This window comes from Dokdonia sp. Asnod3-C12 (assembly GCF_045063975.1).
Lineage (GTDB): Bacteria > Bacteroidota > Bacteroidia > Flavobacteriales > Flavobacteriaceae > Dokdonia.
In genome coordinates this window covers 1,634,037-1,651,035 of record NZ_JBEFNY010000003.1, presented here as the reverse complement: position 1 = coordinate 1,651,035, position 16,999 = coordinate 1,634,037, and the positions used below count along the sequence as shown (strand labels likewise).

Sequence of the window (16,999 nt, the reverse complement as noted above, 5' to 3'; positions counted from 1 at the left end):
TGATTGGTAGTAAGATAAACAACTTCTTAAATGGTATATTTGAGATAATGGAACACGCAGTTATAGCTACACCTATGGGATTATTACAGCTAGAAGGTACCAGCGATGGCCTGAGTTCTGTGCTATTTATCGAAACAGATGTAACGCCTTCTTCTACAATTCCAGATGTACTGGAGGATGCTGCCACCCAACTTCAAGAATACTTTTCGGGAGAGCGCACTACTTTTTCTCTAAAGCTTGATCCGTTAGGAACAGATTTTCAACGTCGAGTGTGGAGGGAGTTAGAGACGATACCATTTGGGAAGACTACCTCGTATCTCGCCATGGCAAAACAGCTGGGTGATGCTAAGGTCATACGCGCAGCAGCAAGTGCAAATGGCAAAAACCCCATTTCTATAATAATTCCTTGTCACAGGGTAATAGGCAGCGATGGCTCTCTTACTGGTTATGCTGGCGGATTGCATCGAAAAAAATGGCTACTAGCACATGAAAGTCCCGTTACCCAGGGCTCATTGTTTTGAGGTAATGCTTTAAATCTCGCTTTCGCGAAAGCAAAGAAAACTTTTATGTATCTACCGAAAATAGTCTTACGGATAACCTAATTGCAAATTTCAAAATACATAAACCGCTGCCAATTAGCATTTTATTGTATTTTAACATCATTAAATAAGGCTTTAGGCTTGAAATTAACCTATTAGACAAATGATAGATACGTTACAGCTAGAACATATTCTTTTTCTTGATATTGAGACCGTACCTCAGCATGCTTCTTATGACAATCTAGATGAAACTGAAAAGTTACTTTATACAGATAAAACAAAATATTTACGCAAAGACGAGCATACACCAGAAGCTTTTTATGAGCGTGCCGGAATCTGGGCAGAATTTGGAAAAATCGTATGTATCTCCGTAGGATATTTTAACGCTAGTGTAGCAGGAAAAAGATTTAGAACCACCTCTTTTGCCGGAGATGATGAAGCAATTCTCCTCAATGATTTTAAAACCCTACTAGAAACACATTTTAATGGCAAGCAGCATCTTCTTTGTGCTCATAATGGTAAGGAGTTTGACTTTCCATATATCGCTCGTAGGATGATTATAAATGGCGTTACATTACCTCATAAGCTTAACCTCTTTGGAAAAAAACCTTGGGAGATACCTCACATTGACACCTTAGACTTATGGAAGTTTGGAGATTATAAACACTACACCTCCTTAAAACTGCTCACAAAAATACTCGGCATCCCTTCTCCTAAGGACGATATAGACGGCAGCCAAGTAAGGGCAGTCTACTACGAAGAAAAGGATATAAAACGTATTGTAGTATATTGTGAAAAAGATACCGTTGCTGTTGCTCAAATTGTATTGAGACTGCGCAACGAGAAACTACTCGAAGAGAGCGAAATCATTTCTGTATAACTAGTTACTACTCATCATGAAGGTAAAACACATTTTAGCAATATTTATAGCAGGACTTATCTGTACAGTACTAGGTGCCATGTTTAAAATATTACACTGGCAGTTTGCTCCAGAATTATTAAGTGGCGGTACGTTTTTACAGGTCATTGCAGGAATACTAGGTATCTGGAAAATATACACCACAGAAGAATTTAAGAAATTTCTCAATAAATGATAATGTTGTTTTATTAAGTTGAGTACGCTTTCGCGAAAGCGTAATTATTCACATAGAAAAAGCCCGATATCAATTTGATATCGGGCTTTTATTTATAGTCTACTACACTAAGAAATGAACACTATTTCTTAATAAAACGTTTTACCATTTTTGTAGTTGCCGTTTCCACTTCAAGAATATAAACACCAGTCTCTAATCTTGAAACATCAAGTGTGTTTTCAAAATTACCTTTGTGTACTACCTGACCTAATAAATTATAGATAGTCACAGCAGTTGCTTCTGTGCCGTTTAAGTTAATTGAAAGTTCTCCGCGAGTTACAGGATTAGGGAATATAGAGAATTCTCCACTTCCTGCTGCTTCAGTAAGGCTGCTCTGAGCATCATTTGCCCCAAATCCAGCACTACTCACCACATTTACAATATAATCCTCTACTTCTCCATACTGGAAGCTTTCGCAAGCTGTAGGGATCCCATTATACTTCATAGAAACTCTCATTCTCGTTGCTCCTTGAGATGCTCCAGAAGGCACGCTAAATGTTCCTGTTATTGGAGTAGCAGATGTTGCTGCTCTCGTGTATACGGTCTCTCCTGCATCTGTAAAATCTCCATCACGGTTCCAGTCTACAAATACTGCATACCCTTCATTATATACAGTTCCAGTCCATCTTGGAGTAATTGTGATTGTATTACTACTTCCTAATGTTGTAGAAAGGTTTGTAAAATCTCCGTAACCTCCAGCAGACGCTCCAGTTGCATTATTAATACTTCCTATTTGTAAACGTTGTATATACTCATCATTAGTATTATTTCCATTTGATGCACAGTATCCAGATGGCGCTCCTGTGTCACCTCCTCCACCTCCAGCAGATAGTACTACATTATCAATAGCAACGTCAGATTGCCATGTACTTCCAGTAATACGGTTGAAACGTAATTGCACTGTTCCGCCAGTGTATCCATCAAGATTGATTGTTACAGCATTCCACTGGTTACCTTGGTTTCCAGTTTGGTTCCATAGGCTTGTCCATGTCGTACCTCCATCTGCACTTGCTTCAAGATCTATACGACCACCGTCTGTAGATCCAAACATATGATAATCAAAGGTAAAATTTGCTTCTGTTTCTCCTGTTAAATCAAAACAAGGTGAGTTTATAATCGCTCTTTTGTTAGGAAAACCTGTTCCATTACCTGACGCTTCTACATATAAATAGAAAGATCCATCAGCTCCAGAACTTGGCCCTGTATTATTAGATGGCGTTCCTGAAGCATCACGTGTCCAATTTATATCATCTCCTGTAGCTTGTGACCACTGACCTAGTCCTGACTCAAAACTCTCACTATATGGAGCACTTGCTGTACCTACACACCCACTAGGTGGTGCAGTAGTATCAGTTGTCGCACTTACAGTATTACTATTTCCTGAGATATTACCTGCTTCATCTTTGGCGCGAACCGTAAATTGATAGGTAGTTCCTTCTACTAAACCTGTTATATTTGCCGAAGTAGCAGTTACTTCTCCTAGGTTATTAGTTCCTTGGAAGACATCGTATGCTGTTACTGCTACATTATCTGTAGCTGCTGTCCATGATAAAGCTACAGATGTTGTAGTAACATCTGTTACTGCAAGATTAGTAGGCGCAGTAGGTGCTTGGGTATCTGCCGGAGCAGTACCATCAATAGCAAAGCCATCAATAGCAATATCACCCTGCCAAGAAGTTCCAGTAGTAGCACGGAAACGCAATTGTGTGGCTCCATCATAAGATGCAAGACTTACGGTTGCATCTAGCCAAGCCGCTCCTTTATCTCCTGATTGCACCCATAATTCATCCCATGTTTGCGTTGCATCATCTCTTGCTTCAAGACGTACAGTCCCTACAGCATTACCAGTCATCTGGTAACTAAATGTTACTTCTGCTCCGTTTACTCCTGTTAGATCAAAACAAGGAGAATTTAAAGTTGCTGTCTTAGTTGGAAATCCTGCACCGTCACCAGATGCTTCTACATAGATGTAAAATGATCCCTCATTTGCAGCTGCTGGTCCTGTACCAGAAGATGGCGTGCCAGATGAGTTTACTGTCCAGTCAATATTATCTGATGTATCTTGAGACCATGCTCCAATTGTGTTTTCAAAACCTTCAGCATACGGGAACGACGCTACGGTACTAGTACAAGATACTGGCGCTGGTGGTCCAGAACATCCACTTGTAAATGACACTACCTGATCTGAATTTGTGTTTGTTCCTCCGTTGCTATTTTCTACAGCATCTACACCTACTCCGCGTCTAGCAAAAGCATCCCATATTAAACAGTTGTACTGACCTCCGTAAAGATCTTGGTCTGCTTGTAGGATTCCATTACGACCAGAAACATATCCTGGATTATTTGCAGTGTTTTTGAGTCCCTCTATTACTAGTGACATTGCGATGTTATTACCGCCATTACCACTGTATTGATTAGGGTCATATCCTTCTTGATCAATAAGATCCCAAGTCATATCCCAAAGAATAGTTGCAAAACCATACCCCACTCCGTGTGGTGCTACTAATCCCGGAACGTCACTGTATGTTGTTCCATTAACAGCAAAGTCTGTAGCATATCTCGTAGGACGTATTCCTGCCCCTGTTGTAGGCTCTCCTATTGCATAGGTTCCTACTCCTCTCGCAGTATCTCTTGTATCTCCTGGACGTATAGTCATTACCATACCTAACCAGTCTGACCATCCTTCACCCATTTGTTCAGAACCTCCTAATGCGTTTGTACCAGGTCCTCCTACGAGACGTGTAGAAATACCATGACCATACTCATGTGCAATAATTACATTGTCAAAATCACCATCGCGAGTAGGATTTGTGAATAAAAACATTTGCATTCTAGGGTTTTGACCATCTGGTGGTGTTGCAAAGTTTGCATTATTAGTCCCGCTGCCGTCTTGAGCATCTGCATTTACAGAATCACTTCCTACTCCGCCTTTACCATAGTTGTTTTCTTGAAAATTACCTGCCGCCTCTGTAAAACCATATTGGTACCATACATCATGCATGATATTATTCCAGTAAAATAAGTTTGTAGTAGCTGCTGGTAAGAAAGTAGATGGAGTGTTATTTAAATTAAGGCTAAAATCAAAGTTAAGAGCACTTCCTCCATTAGGACTTGTACCTGTTCCATTATTACCATTAGTATCGTCTTGCGCGAGTACATTATTACCACGCGTTGTTGTAAACTCTGCACCAGCAGATCCGTTTGTGTCGTGCCATCCATAAGGAGAAGCATTAGCATTTGCTGGATCTGTTACTACAACACGGTTACCGTGACTAGGACTTTCAATCCCTAGCGGGAAAACATTATAAGAACCTCCTCCTACTGCAGCAGCTGCATAGCTCGCTTCTGTAGCACTGCGTGGTCCATAATTTACTACTGGCTCTTCTGTAGTTGTATGACCATGCTCTGTGTGATTAGGATCTTCAAAAGAACAAGAAATCACCCAGTCTGTGGTTTTAAGGATTTCTCCTGTAGATGCATCTACATTTACATTCCACCAGTGCTGCGCATCAAGTTGATAAAGAGATACATTCCAAGTGAGGTGCATTTTATCACCTATTGCTAGGTATGTTTTTTCTACTTTGATAGGCTCTAAGCTTATTCCAGAATTTGCATATTCAAGAAGATTACCTGAAGATTTTGTAACTCCTAGATTGCTTGGTGTCTTAAGACTATGAGCATTCACAACCTTTAAGATTGCGTTTTCTGGAGACAATGAAAGTGATGCTCCAGCAGCTTTCTGAGCAACATCTTTTGCAAACTGGTTTATCTCGTAGGTAACTTTACCATCTCTTACGGTGAGTTTGTATGTTCCGTTTTGTACTGGAATACCTTGATACATTTGCTTTACATAAACGTGCTGTATTTCAGGATTGAGAGAAGGAACAATATCAGTAATTTTCCATTGAGCAACGTCTGTAGACTTCAAGCCAACTTCTTCTGCATTGCTACTTAGATAATTTTGGACAATTCCGTCCACACTGGTCTGTGCATAAACGGTGGTTCCTAATAGTAATGACATTAGGAAAAAGGAGTAGATTTTCTTCATACTGTAGTTTTAAATTAATTATAGGGAAATCTTAATAAAATACATTTTACAGCAAAAATTTTGCTAAAATTATATGCTTACTCAGTAAATGACGTCATTTCACTGAAGAAATCATAATCTTTTCGACGAACTACACAAAAATTTTTAAGATTTTTTTAAGAAATACGATTTGTGTGAAGAACTGGATGAATCCCTAAACAAGAACTACTCATTTTCTATAGCTGAATACATTTAATAATGTTTGAAATATTATGATAACCATAAAAAGTCTCAAATCAAGCTTATTTTTGTGTTACAAATTGCGATGTATCCTTTTAATAACAGACCGTAAGAAATCGTATTTTTGAAGTATGCAGCCACAAAAAATCCTTACTGTAGACCAACTATTTATATCCTTTAAACAGCAAGGGGAAGTACAAGAAGTAATACATAACATTTCATTTGATCTTTATAAAAATGAAATTCTTGCTATTGTGGGTGAATCAGGGTCTGGAAAGAGTGTATCATCACTTGCCATTCTAGGGCTTTTACCTAAGAAAAACACGCTTATTGAAGGCACCATAGTTTTTGAAAATCAATCATTACTAGATACTAGTGAAAAGGATTTTCAGAAAATACGAGGTAATGAAATCTCCATGATTTTTCAAGAACCCATGAGTAGTCTCAATCCGTCAATGCGTTGCGGTGAGCAAGTGGTAGAAATTCTTTTACAACATACTTCGCTCAACCGAAAATCTGCAAAGGAAGAAACGCTGCGCTTATTTGAAAAGGTAAAACTGCCTACGGTGGAGAAGATTTTTCGCGCATATCCTCATGAGATTTCTGGAGGTCAAAAACAACGCGTAATGATTGCAATGGCTATCGCTTGTAAACCTAAAATTCTTATTGCAGATGAGCCTACTACTGCCCTAGATGTTACCGTTCAGCAGGAGATTATACTACTACTTAAGGAATTACAGTTAGAAAATCAGATGAGTATTATTTTCATCTCTCATGACCTTTCCTTAGTGAGCGAGATTGCAGACAGGGTTGCTGTGATGTATAAAGGAGATATTGTTGAGTACGCTTTCGCGAAAGCGTTATTTTCAAACCCACAACATGAGTACACAAAAGCATTATTAAGTGCAAGACCGTCTCTAGATGAACGCCTGAAAAAGTTACCAACGATAAAAGATTACCTAGATAAAAAACCACTTTCTAAAGCCGAAACAACATCTGAAAGAGCCGAACATTTAAGAAATCTGTATGCACAACCACCTTTACTAGAGGTGATTAATGTAGAAAAAACATACTTTTCTAGTGCTGGCATCTTCGCTGAAGATATCGCTTTTAAAGCCGTAGATGATGTTTCATTCTCCATTTATGAGGGAGAAACTCTTGGGCTAGTAGGCGAGTCTGGTTGTGGTAAATCTACCCTGGGAAACGCCATCTTGCAATTAGACAAAGCGACTGCAGGAACCATTTTATACAAAGGAATGGCTATTAATGAGATGCGTGGAGCAGCATTGAGAAGTTTAAGAAAGGAAATACAAATTATCTTTCAAGATCCTTTTGCCTCTCTTAATCCCAGGCTTACTGTAGGCCAAGCCATTATAGAACCTATGGAAGTCCATAAACTTTATGATTCTAAATCTATAAGAAAGCAGCGCGTGCTAGAGTTGCTAGAACGCGTAGGTCTTGAGGCATCGCATTATGATCGTTATCCTCATGAGTTCTCTGGAGGGCAGCGACAACGCATAGGGATTGCTCGTACTATTGCTGTAAATCCTAAATTAATTATTTGTGATGAGTCTGTAAGTGCCCTAGATATATCTGTACAAGCACAGGTGCTTAACCTTCTTAATGAACTTAAAACAGATTTTGGCTTTACCTATATTTTTATCTCGCATGATCTTGCTGTGGTAAAATACATGTCTGACCAGCTAGTGGTTATGAATAAAGGTAAAATAGAAGAGATAGGAGATGCAGACCGTATTTATGAACAGCCAGAAAAGGAGTATACTCAAAAACTTATTCATGCCATTCCAAAAGGAATGTAAGCGTTACTAGATCATAAATAGAAATACCTTCTTTGCTAGCCTAGCACAATTTGTGGTAAAATCTGCAGCATGTTTTACACCAGAAACAAATGATCTAGTAGAGTTTGTTAGTTTTTCCATAGTAGGGATGAAAGACAAATGAGGTTTAAAACAAAATCCGCAGGGCTCCCCCCGCGGATTTCTAACAAATCATAACTTAAAACACTCTTATACGTTTAAGTCATACTATAAAACTAAATTACCACGTTCGTTAACGAACTTACTTAGCATTTAATCGAAATCAATTACTTGATTTGGGGGACGGCTAAAGTACTATAAAATTACACATCTGCAAGGCTTTTGATTAAGAAAATTTGCTGTAATGTTAAAATATTGTGTATTTCATCGAAATATTGAGTTTTTAAACGTCATTAATTGATGTTTTCGATTTTAAGCTAGGAAACCTCTCTTTTAATTTGTGTAGATAAAACACAGTACAAAATGTAAGAATATTCTTTATTAAGGCAAAATCAAGGAGCAAGCGCTCTACATTTTTACAACTGATAAATAGTCATATAGAGCTCATTAAAACCATCTTGAGGGAAGCGTTTTAAATCAAGCATATTTATTATTAGAGCCTCCATATGCTCTAACACAAAACAAAGGATTGTTTATGAAGAAAAAATAGAACCTGAGAAGGATAAAACCTGTGTGATCTTAAGAAGAGAATACGACCACAAGGTTTCTTTAAAATAAAAATCTCCAACTATCTCAAAAAACCATTTTTTAATGGTTCATCAGATAATTGGAGACTATGTTTTACTAAATTGAAGTATATTAAAACTTCATTTCTGGGATATCACCATCTATAATTAATGTTCCTTCGGTTGCTGCTTGAATCTCTTCTACAGATACTCCTGGAGCTCTCTCAAGTAGTTTAAAACCTGCTTCGGTAACTTCTAGTACGGCAAGATTACTCACTATCTTTTTTACGCATCCTACACCAGTAAGTGGTAGGCTACATTTTCTCAAAAGTTTTGATTCTCCTGCACGATTAGTATGCATCATGGCTACAATAATATTTTCTGCACTTGCAACGAGATCCATTGCTCCTCCCATACCTTTTACCATTTTACCTGGTATTTTCCAGTTTGCGATGTCACCATTTTCTGCAACTTCCATAGCACCTAGAATGGTGAGGTCTACATGTTTACCACGTATCATACTAAAGCTAGTAGCACTATCAAAAAAACTTGCTCCTGGCAAGGTTGTGATTGTTTGTTTTCCTGCATTGATAATATCTGCATCCTCTTCTCCATCATATGGAAAAGGCCCCATTCCCAGCACTCCATTCTCACTTTGAAACTCTACGTCAATATCTTCACGTACATAGTTTGCAACAAGCGTAGGGATACCGATACCTAGGTTTACATAATATCCATCTTGTACTTCTCTTGCAATGCGTTGTGCAATTTGATTTTTATCTAAAGCCATAATTAGTCTCTTGTTCTAACGGTGCGTTGTTCTATTCTCTTTTCATACGTTTCTCCTTGGAAAATACGTTGTACAAAAATCCCTGGAATGTGTATTTGATTAGGGTCTAGTGTCCCTACCGGCACAAGCTCTTCCACCTCTGCAACAGTTATGGTAGCCGCCCCACACATATTGGGATTAAAGTTTCTTGCAGTCCCTTTAAATATTAAGTTACCTGCAGCGTCACCTTTCCATGCCTTTACGAAAGCAAAATCTGCTTTAAAGGCATGTTCTAGCACATACATCTTTCCGTCAAATTCTCTCGTTTCTTTTCCTTCGGCTACTTCAGTTCCGTATCCTGCTGGTGTATATATGGCTGGAAATCCTGCTTGAGCGGCTCTGCATCGCTCTGCAAGTGTTCCTTGTGGTATAAGCTCTACATCAAGCTCACCACTAAGCATCTGGCGTTCAAACTCGGCGTTTTCACCCACATAGCTAGAAACCATTTTCTTTATTTGCTTTTTCTGTAACAACAGCCCTAGTCCAAAATCATCGACTCCGGCATTATTAGAAATACAGGTGAGATTATTGACATCAAGAGCTACTAGTTTAGCTATAGAATTTTCTGGAATACCGCTGAGACCAAAACCTCCAAGCATCATTGTCATTCCACTTTCAACACCTTCTAGTGCGGCGTCTACTCCAGTCACTTTCTTTGTTATCATATTCTTAGTTTATAAGTACTAAAAGTACGGATTTTGTATCAAATTACGCTTTCGCGAAAGCGTAATTGAACATCTAAAAATGAATCCAAAAAAAAAGAGCGCGATTGCTCGCACTCTTTATCATTATGTCTGTATTATACTATTAAAAATCTAGCTCATCTGGTAGCTCGTCGCTTACACCAGAACTCTTATAATCATCACAATTAGTTGTGATTGTTAAGTTACTAGGCTTTGAAAATTCGCTTTTAGAAATCTCCAAGTCTTCATTCTTATATACTTCTTTCATATACATTCCCCAGATAGGTAATGCCATTGTTGCTCCCTGACCATAACCAATACCTGGGAAGTGAACTGCACGATCATCACCACCTACCCAAACTCCAGTAACAAGGTTAGGGACAATCCCCATAAACCATCCATCACTTTGATTTTGTGTAGTACCCGTTTTACCAGCTATTGCATTATCAAACCCGTATGGATAACCCGTTACGGCATTGCGATATATTGCATCTTTACGCCATGTGTGACGTAATCTTGCTCCAGAACCTGACCTTGTAACTCCTTCCATTAACTGCAAGGTCACATAAGCACTCTCTGCACTTAATACATCTCTAGTTTCTGGAACATGTTGGTATAAAATAGTTCCATTTTTATCTTGTATGGTACTTACAATCTGTGGTTTTACGTAAACCCCTTGATTTGCAAAAGCTCCGTAAGCAGATACCATCTCGTACACACTTAAATCTGCTGTCCCCAGCGCGATAGAAGGTACTACTGGAATATCCTTTGTATCAACTCCTAGCTTACCTACTAAATCAATTACTGGTCTAGGCCCTACCTTGTCCATTAATCTCGCAGAAATTGTATTCACAGATTGAGCAAGTGCTTCCTTCATAGTAATCATACCACCCATCTCTCCTCCAGAGTTTTCTGGTGTCCAGTTCTTTGTATTACCATGTGCCCCTGCAGGTATTGTATAAAGCGTGTTAGGTAATGTATCACATGGAGATAAATGAAGTTGGTCTACAGCAGTTGCATATAAGAAAGGCTTGAAGGTAGATCCTACCTGGCGTTTTCCTAACTGTACGTGATCATATTGAAAGTGGTTCATATTAATACCACCTACCCATGCTCTCACCTCTCCAGTTTGAGGTACCATAGACATCATCCCGGTACGTAAAAATTTCTTGTAGTAACGTATAGAATCGCGCGGAGTCATTAATGTATCTACATCTCCTGCCCATGTAAAAATGGTCATATCTGTCTTTACATCAAATGATTTTCTAATTGCAGCCTCGGTTTTTCCTTGCGCCTTAAGTTTGCGCCAGCGAGATGAGCTCTTTATAGCATTATTAAAAATGCGCTCCACATCCTCCTCTTCGATATCTCTAAAAGGAGCTGTTTTGTTTTTCTCGTTTTGTCTATCAAACTCGGCTTGCAACCTTGGCATGTGAGCAGCAACAGCATCTTCTGCCATTTTCTGCATACGAGAATCTATAGTTGTCGTTATCGTAAGGCCATCACGGTAAATGTTATAATACGTAGTATTACCCTCTGCATCTTCTCCTTTAGGATTCTCTTTAATCCATGAAGCCATAAATTTCTTAAGGTTTTCTCTAAAGTACGTTGCCGTTCCATCTGCGTGTCCTTCTGGAGTAAACTTTACTTCCATAGGTAATGCTGTGAGGGAATCTTTTTCGGCAGTAGTAATCATCCCGTTTACTTCCATCTGCTTGAAGACTTGATTGCGCCTTCTTAGTGATTTCTCCTTAGATATCTCACGGTATGGATTATACTGTCTTGGATTCTTAAGCATTGCTACAAAAACAGCGCTTTCATGTAAATCAAGATCTTTTACATCTTTATTAAAGTAAATACGAGCGGCAGAACTTATACCAATAGCATTAAAAAGAAAATCAAATTTATTGAGATACATCGCAATGATTTCTTGCTTTGTATACTGGCGTTCTAGCCTTGTTGCAATTACATACTCTTTTGCCTTCTGAAGAAGACGCTCCAGTGTAGAGCTAGGAGGGTTTGAAAATAACAACTTAGAAAGCTGTTGTGTTACTGTACTTGCACCACCGTTTTTACCTAGATAAGCCATCGCTCTAGCCGTTCCTCTAAAGTCTATACCAGAGTGCTCATAATAACGCTCATCTTCTGTTGCAACTAGTGCATCAACAAGGTTTTGCGGTAGTTGATCATATTTAATAGGAGTCCTATTTTCATTATAATAAGTACCAAGTTGCTTTCCATCTACAGAAATGATTTTTGTAGCAAGGTTGCTTTCTGGATTTTCAAGTTCTTCAAAGGTGGGGAGTGTTCCAAAAACATTCCAACTTGCTAGTAAAAACAATAGTATTGCTAGTGTGACTCCTCCTGCAAATAGTCGCCAAAACCAAGAAATATATTTACTGTAATCTCCTTCGCTTTTTTTTGGAGCTTTTTTTGGAGGTGTTTGTTTTGCCATTATGATCTGTTTATTCTTGCTTTTCAATACGTAATCCTACTTCGGTAATTCCTTCTAGATAGGCATCTCCAGCGATGTTTCCGTTTTTTCTTACTGCATGCTCTATAGTAAAGGTGTAGGTTCCGCTTTCGCGAAAGCGTACTCCTTCTCTATACAACAATTTACTTTCTTTAATATCTCCAAAACCAGTACCCATCCATGTTCCATCTGGATTTGCCATTTCGTACTCAAGGGTATCTGTGTACGTACGCCCTTGTGGAAACTGCATCTCTGTAATCAAAAAAAGATTACTATATGGGTATTGATTATTGTTGCGAACGGTGATATATGCATTATATAATGGCACACTATCAAGCTCGTTTACTTCTAATATCACAGGTTCATTAATATTCCATGAGCTACCTAACGACGTGTATGAATGATACACTTGTTTTGAATCACATGAAACACATAAAATAATGAGTATCAATAGTAATACGTTACGCATTAGGTTTTGGTTTTTGAGGACGCCTTTTATTTTTATTTGCAGGCTTTGATCCTCCAGCTTTTTGACCTTCTTGAGTTGGTTTTTGGCTCGTTGCATCTTTAGGTTTGTTTCCCTGAGCTTGCGGCTTTGGGCCTCTACTTTTAGGCCTAGGTCCTTTACCTTCAGGTCTCGGTCCTTTTGCTTGAGGCTTTGGGCCTTTACCTTCTGGTCTAGGTCCCTTTGCTTGAGGTTTTGGTCCTTTCTTTGCTGCAGGTCTTGGACCTTTTGCACCATCTTGATTAGGTTTTCTGGGAGTTCTATCCTTAGCTTTTGGTCTATCTCCCTGAGGCTTGTTTCCTTTACCAGCAGGTTTTCTCTTACGACTATTGCGACGCTTGTTTGTAGTTTTAGGCTTGTCAAAACGAGTAAGACTATCTTGTCCTACTACATTGCCAAAGTCTATTACTGTTTCTTCTATAAGTTCGGCAGCAAATTCTTCCAGACTTGCAACCGGCTCTTTCTTTTTATTTGCAGCTATAATCTCATTTGCATGATCTGTAGTAAGTTTATGCCAGTTCATCCATTCTCCCTCGTAGGCATACCATAGATGTCCTTGAAAAATGTCAATTTTCTGGCAGACTGCAGTTCCTTTTTGAGTGTATAATTTTGTCTCACTTTTTGGAAAACTTTTGAGCGCATCCATGTAAGCATCTAGCTCATAATTAAGACAGCACTTCAATTTCCCACATTGTCCAGCAAGCTTTTGCGGGTTAAGTGATAATTGCTGGTATCTAGCAGCACTCGTAGTTACAGACCTAAAATCTGTTAACCATGTAGAACAACAAAGTTCGCGACCACAAGAACCTATACCACCCAGACGTGCCGCTTCCTGACGCAGACCTATTTGTCTCATCTCAATACGAGTGCGGAAATCTTGAGCAAATTCTTTTATGAGTTGGCGAAAATCTACACGATCTTCTGCCGTATAATAAAATGTCGCTTTAGAACCGTCTCCTTGAAACTCAATATCTGAGATTTTCATTTGGAGATCTAGACGTATCGCTATCTGTCTAGCGCGCACCTTCATACTTTCTTCTTTCTCGCGCGCCGTAGTCCAGATGTCTATATCTCTTTGTGATGCCTTGCGATAAATTTTAAGCGTTTCTGGAGTGTCTTGCCTTACTTTCTTGCGCTTCATTTGCACACGCACAAGCTCACCGGTAAGAGTTACCATACCAATATCGTGACCAGACTCTGCTTGAGTGGCTACAATATCACCTATACTTAAGGTGACTTTTTCTTCGTTTTTATAGTAATCTTTCCGTCCGTTTTTAAAACGTACTTCTACGTAGTTAAAAGCTTCTTGTCCATCAGGAAGGGACATATTAGAAAGCCAGTCAAAGACTGTAAGTTTATTACATCCGTCGGTTCCGCAGGTTCCATTGTTCTTACAACCTTTAGGAGATCCGTCTTCACCTGTGCCACAACTGCCACATGCCATATTTTGTATATTTAAATGTACATCGCTCTATATCAATCGTTAAGAGAGTAACAGCCGCGTGTACGCGTTATATTTATGTTCACAATGAACTATCGATAAAGATAGGTAATCTATAGCGCCTTTTCCAAAATCAAAATCAACAGATTCTTTTTCTGCTTTTTACTTCTTAAAAGCAAGCTTTTCTGATCTACCTTTCTTAAAAATCTTATTACTATTTCCTTTACCAGAACGTAATTTCTTTTGCTCTTCGTATGGCAGTGCATTAATCTCTGCACACTCTGTAGAGCAGCATTTTTCATTGGCCTTTGCACATTCCTCACATTGTATAAAAAGTAAGTGACAAGCTTCATTTGCACAGTTTACGTGCTCATCGCAAGGAGTACCACACTGATGACAGTTTGAGATAACATCGTCTGAGATACGCTCTCCACGACGGTGATCAAACACAAAATTCTTACCCTTGAACTTATTATCAAGCTTCTCTGCTTCTACCTGGCGAGCATACTCAATGATTCCTCCTTCTAGCTGGAAAACATTTTTAAAGCCTTTGTGCTTAAAATAAGCGCTTGCTTTCTCACAACGTATTCCACCTGTGCAGTACATCACAAGTTTTTTATCTTCCTTGTGATCTTTTAGATCTTCTTCAATAATATCAAGACTATCCCTAAAAGTATCTACATCTGGAGTTACTGCATTTTTAAAATGCCCTATCTCACTCTCATAGTGGTTACGCATATCAACGAGCACTGTATTCTCGTCTTCTATAAGCTCATTAAAAGTAGAAGCGTCTACGTGAACTCCTTTGTTTGTTACATCAAAAGTATCATCTACTAGTCCATCTGCAACAATCTTGTTACGCACTTTTACTTTGAGTTTTAAGAACGACTTATCGTCTTGCTCTCTTGCAATATTGAGGCGTACATTCTCTAGGAAGTTTATCCCATCAAGAAATTCCTTAAATGCTGTAAATTTTTTGGCTGGAACAGACATCTGGGCATTTATACCCTCATTTGCCACATAAATACGTCCCAAGGCTTCCATCTCATCCCAAGCCACAAAAAGGTGGTTTCTGAAAAGTTCTGGGTTTCCAATCTTATGATACTGGTAAAAAGAGAGTGTAAGGCGTTCTTCTCCCGCCTCTTCTATAAGCTGTGCTCTCTCTTTTGCGCTTAATTTGTTGTACAGTTGCATGCTATACCTTCGTTTTAAGTTAAAAGAATTATTTCTTCGGCAAATATAAGTCTTTGAATTAAGGGTACAAAAAATGCCCGGAGGTCTATCCTGCGGGCATTTTTTTGTGAATTTTGGCTAATTCAGGTTTACATTTTATTTAATGTCGTCGTAATTTTTTTAATACTTTGTAGCTGTGGCCCTCCTAATTTTAGTAAAGATTCCAAATTTTAGTATCTTTGACAAAACGTCGGGAATAATGTGTTTGGTGTGCGTTAGACTTATTCTCGTTGCTAAGATGCAATAATAATTAAATGGTTGCGTCATCATCGACAAGAATTATGTTAAAAATATTACGCTTTCGCGAAAGCGCACCTTGTTTACCCATTATTTAACAATTAAATTTACAATACAAAACTGAAGATATGAGTAGTGAAAAAGATGCAAAATTAAAAGCCCTTAAACTCACCCTAGACAAGCTAGACAAGACTTACGGTAAAGGAGCTGTGATGAAAATGGGAGATCAAGCTATCGTAGATGTAGAGTCTATACCAACGGGTTCTCTAGGGCTAGATGTTGCTTTAGGTGTAGGAGGATATCCAAGAGGTCGTGTAATTGAAATTTACGGGCCAGAATCTTCGGGTAAAACCACCTTGACATTACATGCCATTGCTCAGGCTCAAAAAGCTGGAGGAATTGCAGCATTTATTGATGCAGAGCACGCTTTTGACCGTTTCTATGCAGAAAAGCTAGGGGTGGATATCGATAACTTGATCATATCACAACCAGATAACGGAGAGCAAGCACTTGAAATCGCAGACAATCTTATACGCTCTGGAGCTATTGATATTGTCGTAGTAGATTCTGTTGCTGCACTTACTCCTAAAAGTGAGATAGAAGGTGAGATGGGAGATTCAAAAATGGGACTTCACGCTCGTTTAATGTCTCAAGCACTTCGTAAACTTACTGGATCCATTAGTAAAACTAATTGTACAGTGATTTTCATTAACCAACTTCGTGAGAAGATAGGGGTTATGTTTGGAAATCCAGAAACTACAACCGGTGGTAATGCACTTAAGTTTTATGCTTCTGTACGTCTTGACATACGTCGTTCTACACAGATTAAGGATAGTAACGCAAACGTAATGGGTAACAAGACCCGAGTTAAAGTTGTAAAGAACAAGGTTGCACCACCTTTCCGTATGGCAGAATTTGACATTATGTATGGGGAAGGAATCTCAAAAGTAGGAGAGATTATAGATATAGGTGTAAACTATGAGATTGTAAAGAAAGCTGGATCATGGTTTAGCTATCAAGATACTAAGTTAGGTCAAGGTCGTGATGCTGTAAAAGCATTATTACTAGATAATCCAGACCTTATGGACGAGCTAGAAGCAAAAATTCATGAAGCTATCAAATTATCTAACGAGTAAGCAATTATATCATATTGATA

12 protein-coding genes are annotated in these 16,999 nt (G+C 38.7%); 5 read left to right on the top strand and 7 right to left on the bottom strand.

From position 1 onward, the window contains the following. Window positions 1-47 precede the first annotated feature (47 nt). From ACJJVW_RS07605 to ACJJVW_RS07595, 3 genes are all read left to right on the top strand, one after another. On the top strand, window positions 48-521 hold the full coding sequence (locus ACJJVW_RS07605; protein WP_405251212.1) for a methylated-DNA--[protein]-cysteine S-methyltransferase: 474 nt from the start codon (window positions 48-50) through the stop codon (window positions 519-521). Between the two features lie 181 nt (window positions 522-702). Continuing rightward, on the top strand, window positions 703-1,419 hold the full coding sequence (locus ACJJVW_RS07600) for a 3'-5' exonuclease (RefSeq protein ID WP_405251211.1): 717 nt from the start codon (window positions 703-705) through the stop codon (window positions 1,417-1,419). A 16-nt stretch (window positions 1,420-1,435) separates the two neighbouring features. Next, complete coding sequence (locus ACJJVW_RS07595; RefSeq protein ID WP_405251210.1) at window positions 1,436-1,633, top strand: gliding motility protein GldL; 198 nt, start codon at window positions 1,436-1,438, stop codon at window positions 1,631-1,633. A gap of 121 nt (window positions 1,634-1,754) precedes the next feature. Here the strand turns inward: ACJJVW_RS07595 and ACJJVW_RS07590 are convergent, their stop codons facing one another. Further along, complete coding sequence (locus ACJJVW_RS07590) at window positions 1,755-5,720, bottom strand: M36 family metallopeptidase (protein ID WP_405251209.1); 3,966 nt, start codon at window positions 5,718-5,720, stop codon at window positions 1,755-1,757. Between the two features lie 350 nt (window positions 5,721-6,070). Here ACJJVW_RS07590 and ACJJVW_RS07585 point away from each other — a divergent pair, with 350 nt between their 5' ends. After that, window positions 6,071-7,759 carry an ABC transporter ATP-binding protein gene (locus ACJJVW_RS07585; protein WP_405251208.1) on the top strand — a complete coding sequence of 563 codons (1,689 nt, stop codon included), beginning with the start codon at window positions 6,071-6,073 and terminating at the stop codon, window positions 7,757-7,759. 816 nt (window positions 7,760-8,575) lie between these two features. Here the strand turns inward: ACJJVW_RS07585 and ACJJVW_RS07580 are convergent. From ACJJVW_RS07580 to ACJJVW_RS07555, 6 genes are all read right to left on the bottom strand, one after another. After that, the gene (locus ACJJVW_RS07580; RefSeq protein WP_405251207.1) at window positions 8,576-9,232 is read right to left on the bottom strand and encodes a CoA transferase subunit B; all 657 of its coding nucleotides are present in this window, start codon (window positions 9,230-9,232) and stop codon (window positions 8,576-8,578) included. Window positions 9,233-9,234: 2 nt separating this feature from the next. Next, a complete protein-coding gene (locus tag ACJJVW_RS07575) occupies window positions 9,235-9,936 on the bottom strand; it encodes a CoA transferase subunit A (RefSeq protein ID WP_108877549.1) in 702 nt (233 codons plus the stop codon). A 142-nt stretch (window positions 9,937-10,078) separates the two neighbouring features. Further along, window positions 10,079-12,409 (bottom strand): penicillin-binding protein 1A, encoded by a 2,331-nt coding sequence (locus tag ACJJVW_RS07570; RefSeq protein ID WP_405221504.1) that lies wholly within the window; start codon window positions 12,407-12,409, stop codon window positions 10,079-10,081. Between the two features lie 10 nt (window positions 12,410-12,419). Beyond that, window positions 12,420-12,896, bottom strand: a complete 477-nt coding sequence (locus tag ACJJVW_RS07565) for a gliding motility lipoprotein GldH (protein WP_339845946.1) — start codon at window positions 12,894-12,896, stop codon at window positions 12,420-12,422. Further along, window positions 12,889-14,376, bottom strand: a complete 1,488-nt coding sequence (gene ricT / locus ACJJVW_RS07560; RefSeq protein ID WP_405251205.1) for a regulatory iron-sulfur-containing complex subunit RicT — start codon at window positions 14,374-14,376, stop codon at window positions 12,889-12,891. Before ricT ends, ACJJVW_RS07565 begins: the two co-directional genes overlap by 8 nt. 159 nt (window positions 14,377-14,535) lie before the next feature. Further along, the gene (locus tag ACJJVW_RS07555; RefSeq protein ID WP_405251204.1) at window positions 14,536-15,567 is read right to left on the bottom strand and encodes a rhodanese-related sulfurtransferase; all 1,032 of its coding nucleotides are present in this window, start codon (window positions 15,565-15,567) and stop codon (window positions 14,536-14,538) included. A gap of 404 nt (window positions 15,568-15,971) precedes the next feature. On the opposite strand from ACJJVW_RS07555, the gene recA reads away from it, so the two are divergent. Then, window positions 15,972-16,979 (top strand): recombinase RecA, encoded by a 1,008-nt coding sequence (gene recA / locus ACJJVW_RS07550; protein WP_298323206.1) that lies wholly within the window; start codon window positions 15,972-15,974, stop codon window positions 16,977-16,979. Window positions 16,980-16,999 lie beyond the last annotated feature (20 nt).

What these genes read in the sequence shown, in the direction of transcription:
- ricT (WP_405251205.1), bottom strand. Translation starts at nt 14,376, where the DNA reads ATGGCATGTGGCAGTTGTGGCACAGGTGAAGACGGATCTCCTAAAGGT.
- ACJJVW_RS07580 (WP_405251207.1), bottom strand. Translation starts at nt 9,232, where the DNA reads ATGGCTTTAGATAAAAATCAAATTGCACAACGCATTGCAAGAGAAGTA.
- ACJJVW_RS07555 (WP_405251204.1), bottom strand. Translation starts at nt 15,567, where the DNA reads ATGCAACTGTACAACAAATTAAGCGCAAAAGAGAGAGCACAGCTTATA.
- ACJJVW_RS07565 (WP_339845946.1), bottom strand. Translation starts at nt 12,896, where the DNA reads ATGCGTAACGTATTACTATTGATACTCATTATTTTATGTGTTTCATGT.
- ACJJVW_RS07570 (WP_405221504.1), bottom strand. Translation starts at nt 12,409, where the DNA reads ATGGCAAAACAAACACCTCCAAAAAAAGCTCCAAAAAAAAGCGAAGGA.
- ACJJVW_RS07605 (WP_405251212.1), top strand. Translation starts at nt 48, where the DNA reads ATGGAACACGCAGTTATAGCTACACCTATGGGATTATTACAGCTAGAA.
- ACJJVW_RS07600 (WP_405251211.1), top strand. Translation starts at nt 703, where the DNA reads ATGATAGATACGTTACAGCTAGAACATATTCTTTTTCTTGATATTGAG.
- ACJJVW_RS07590 (WP_405251209.1), bottom strand. Translation starts at nt 5,720, where the DNA reads ATGAAGAAAATCTACTCCTTTTTCCTAATGTCATTACTATTAGGAACC.
- ACJJVW_RS07575 (WP_108877549.1), bottom strand. Translation starts at nt 9,936, where the DNA reads ATGATAACAAAGAAAGTGACTGGAGTAGACGCCGCACTAGAAGGTGTT.
- recA (WP_298323206.1), top strand. Translation starts at nt 15,972, where the DNA reads ATGAGTAGTGAAAAAGATGCAAAATTAAAAGCCCTTAAACTCACCCTA.
- ACJJVW_RS07585 (WP_405251208.1), top strand. Translation starts at nt 6,071, where the DNA reads ATGCAGCCACAAAAAATCCTTACTGTAGACCAACTATTTATATCCTTT.
- ACJJVW_RS07595 (WP_405251210.1), top strand. Translation starts at nt 1,436, where the DNA reads ATGAAGGTAAAACACATTTTAGCAATATTTATAGCAGGACTTATCTGT.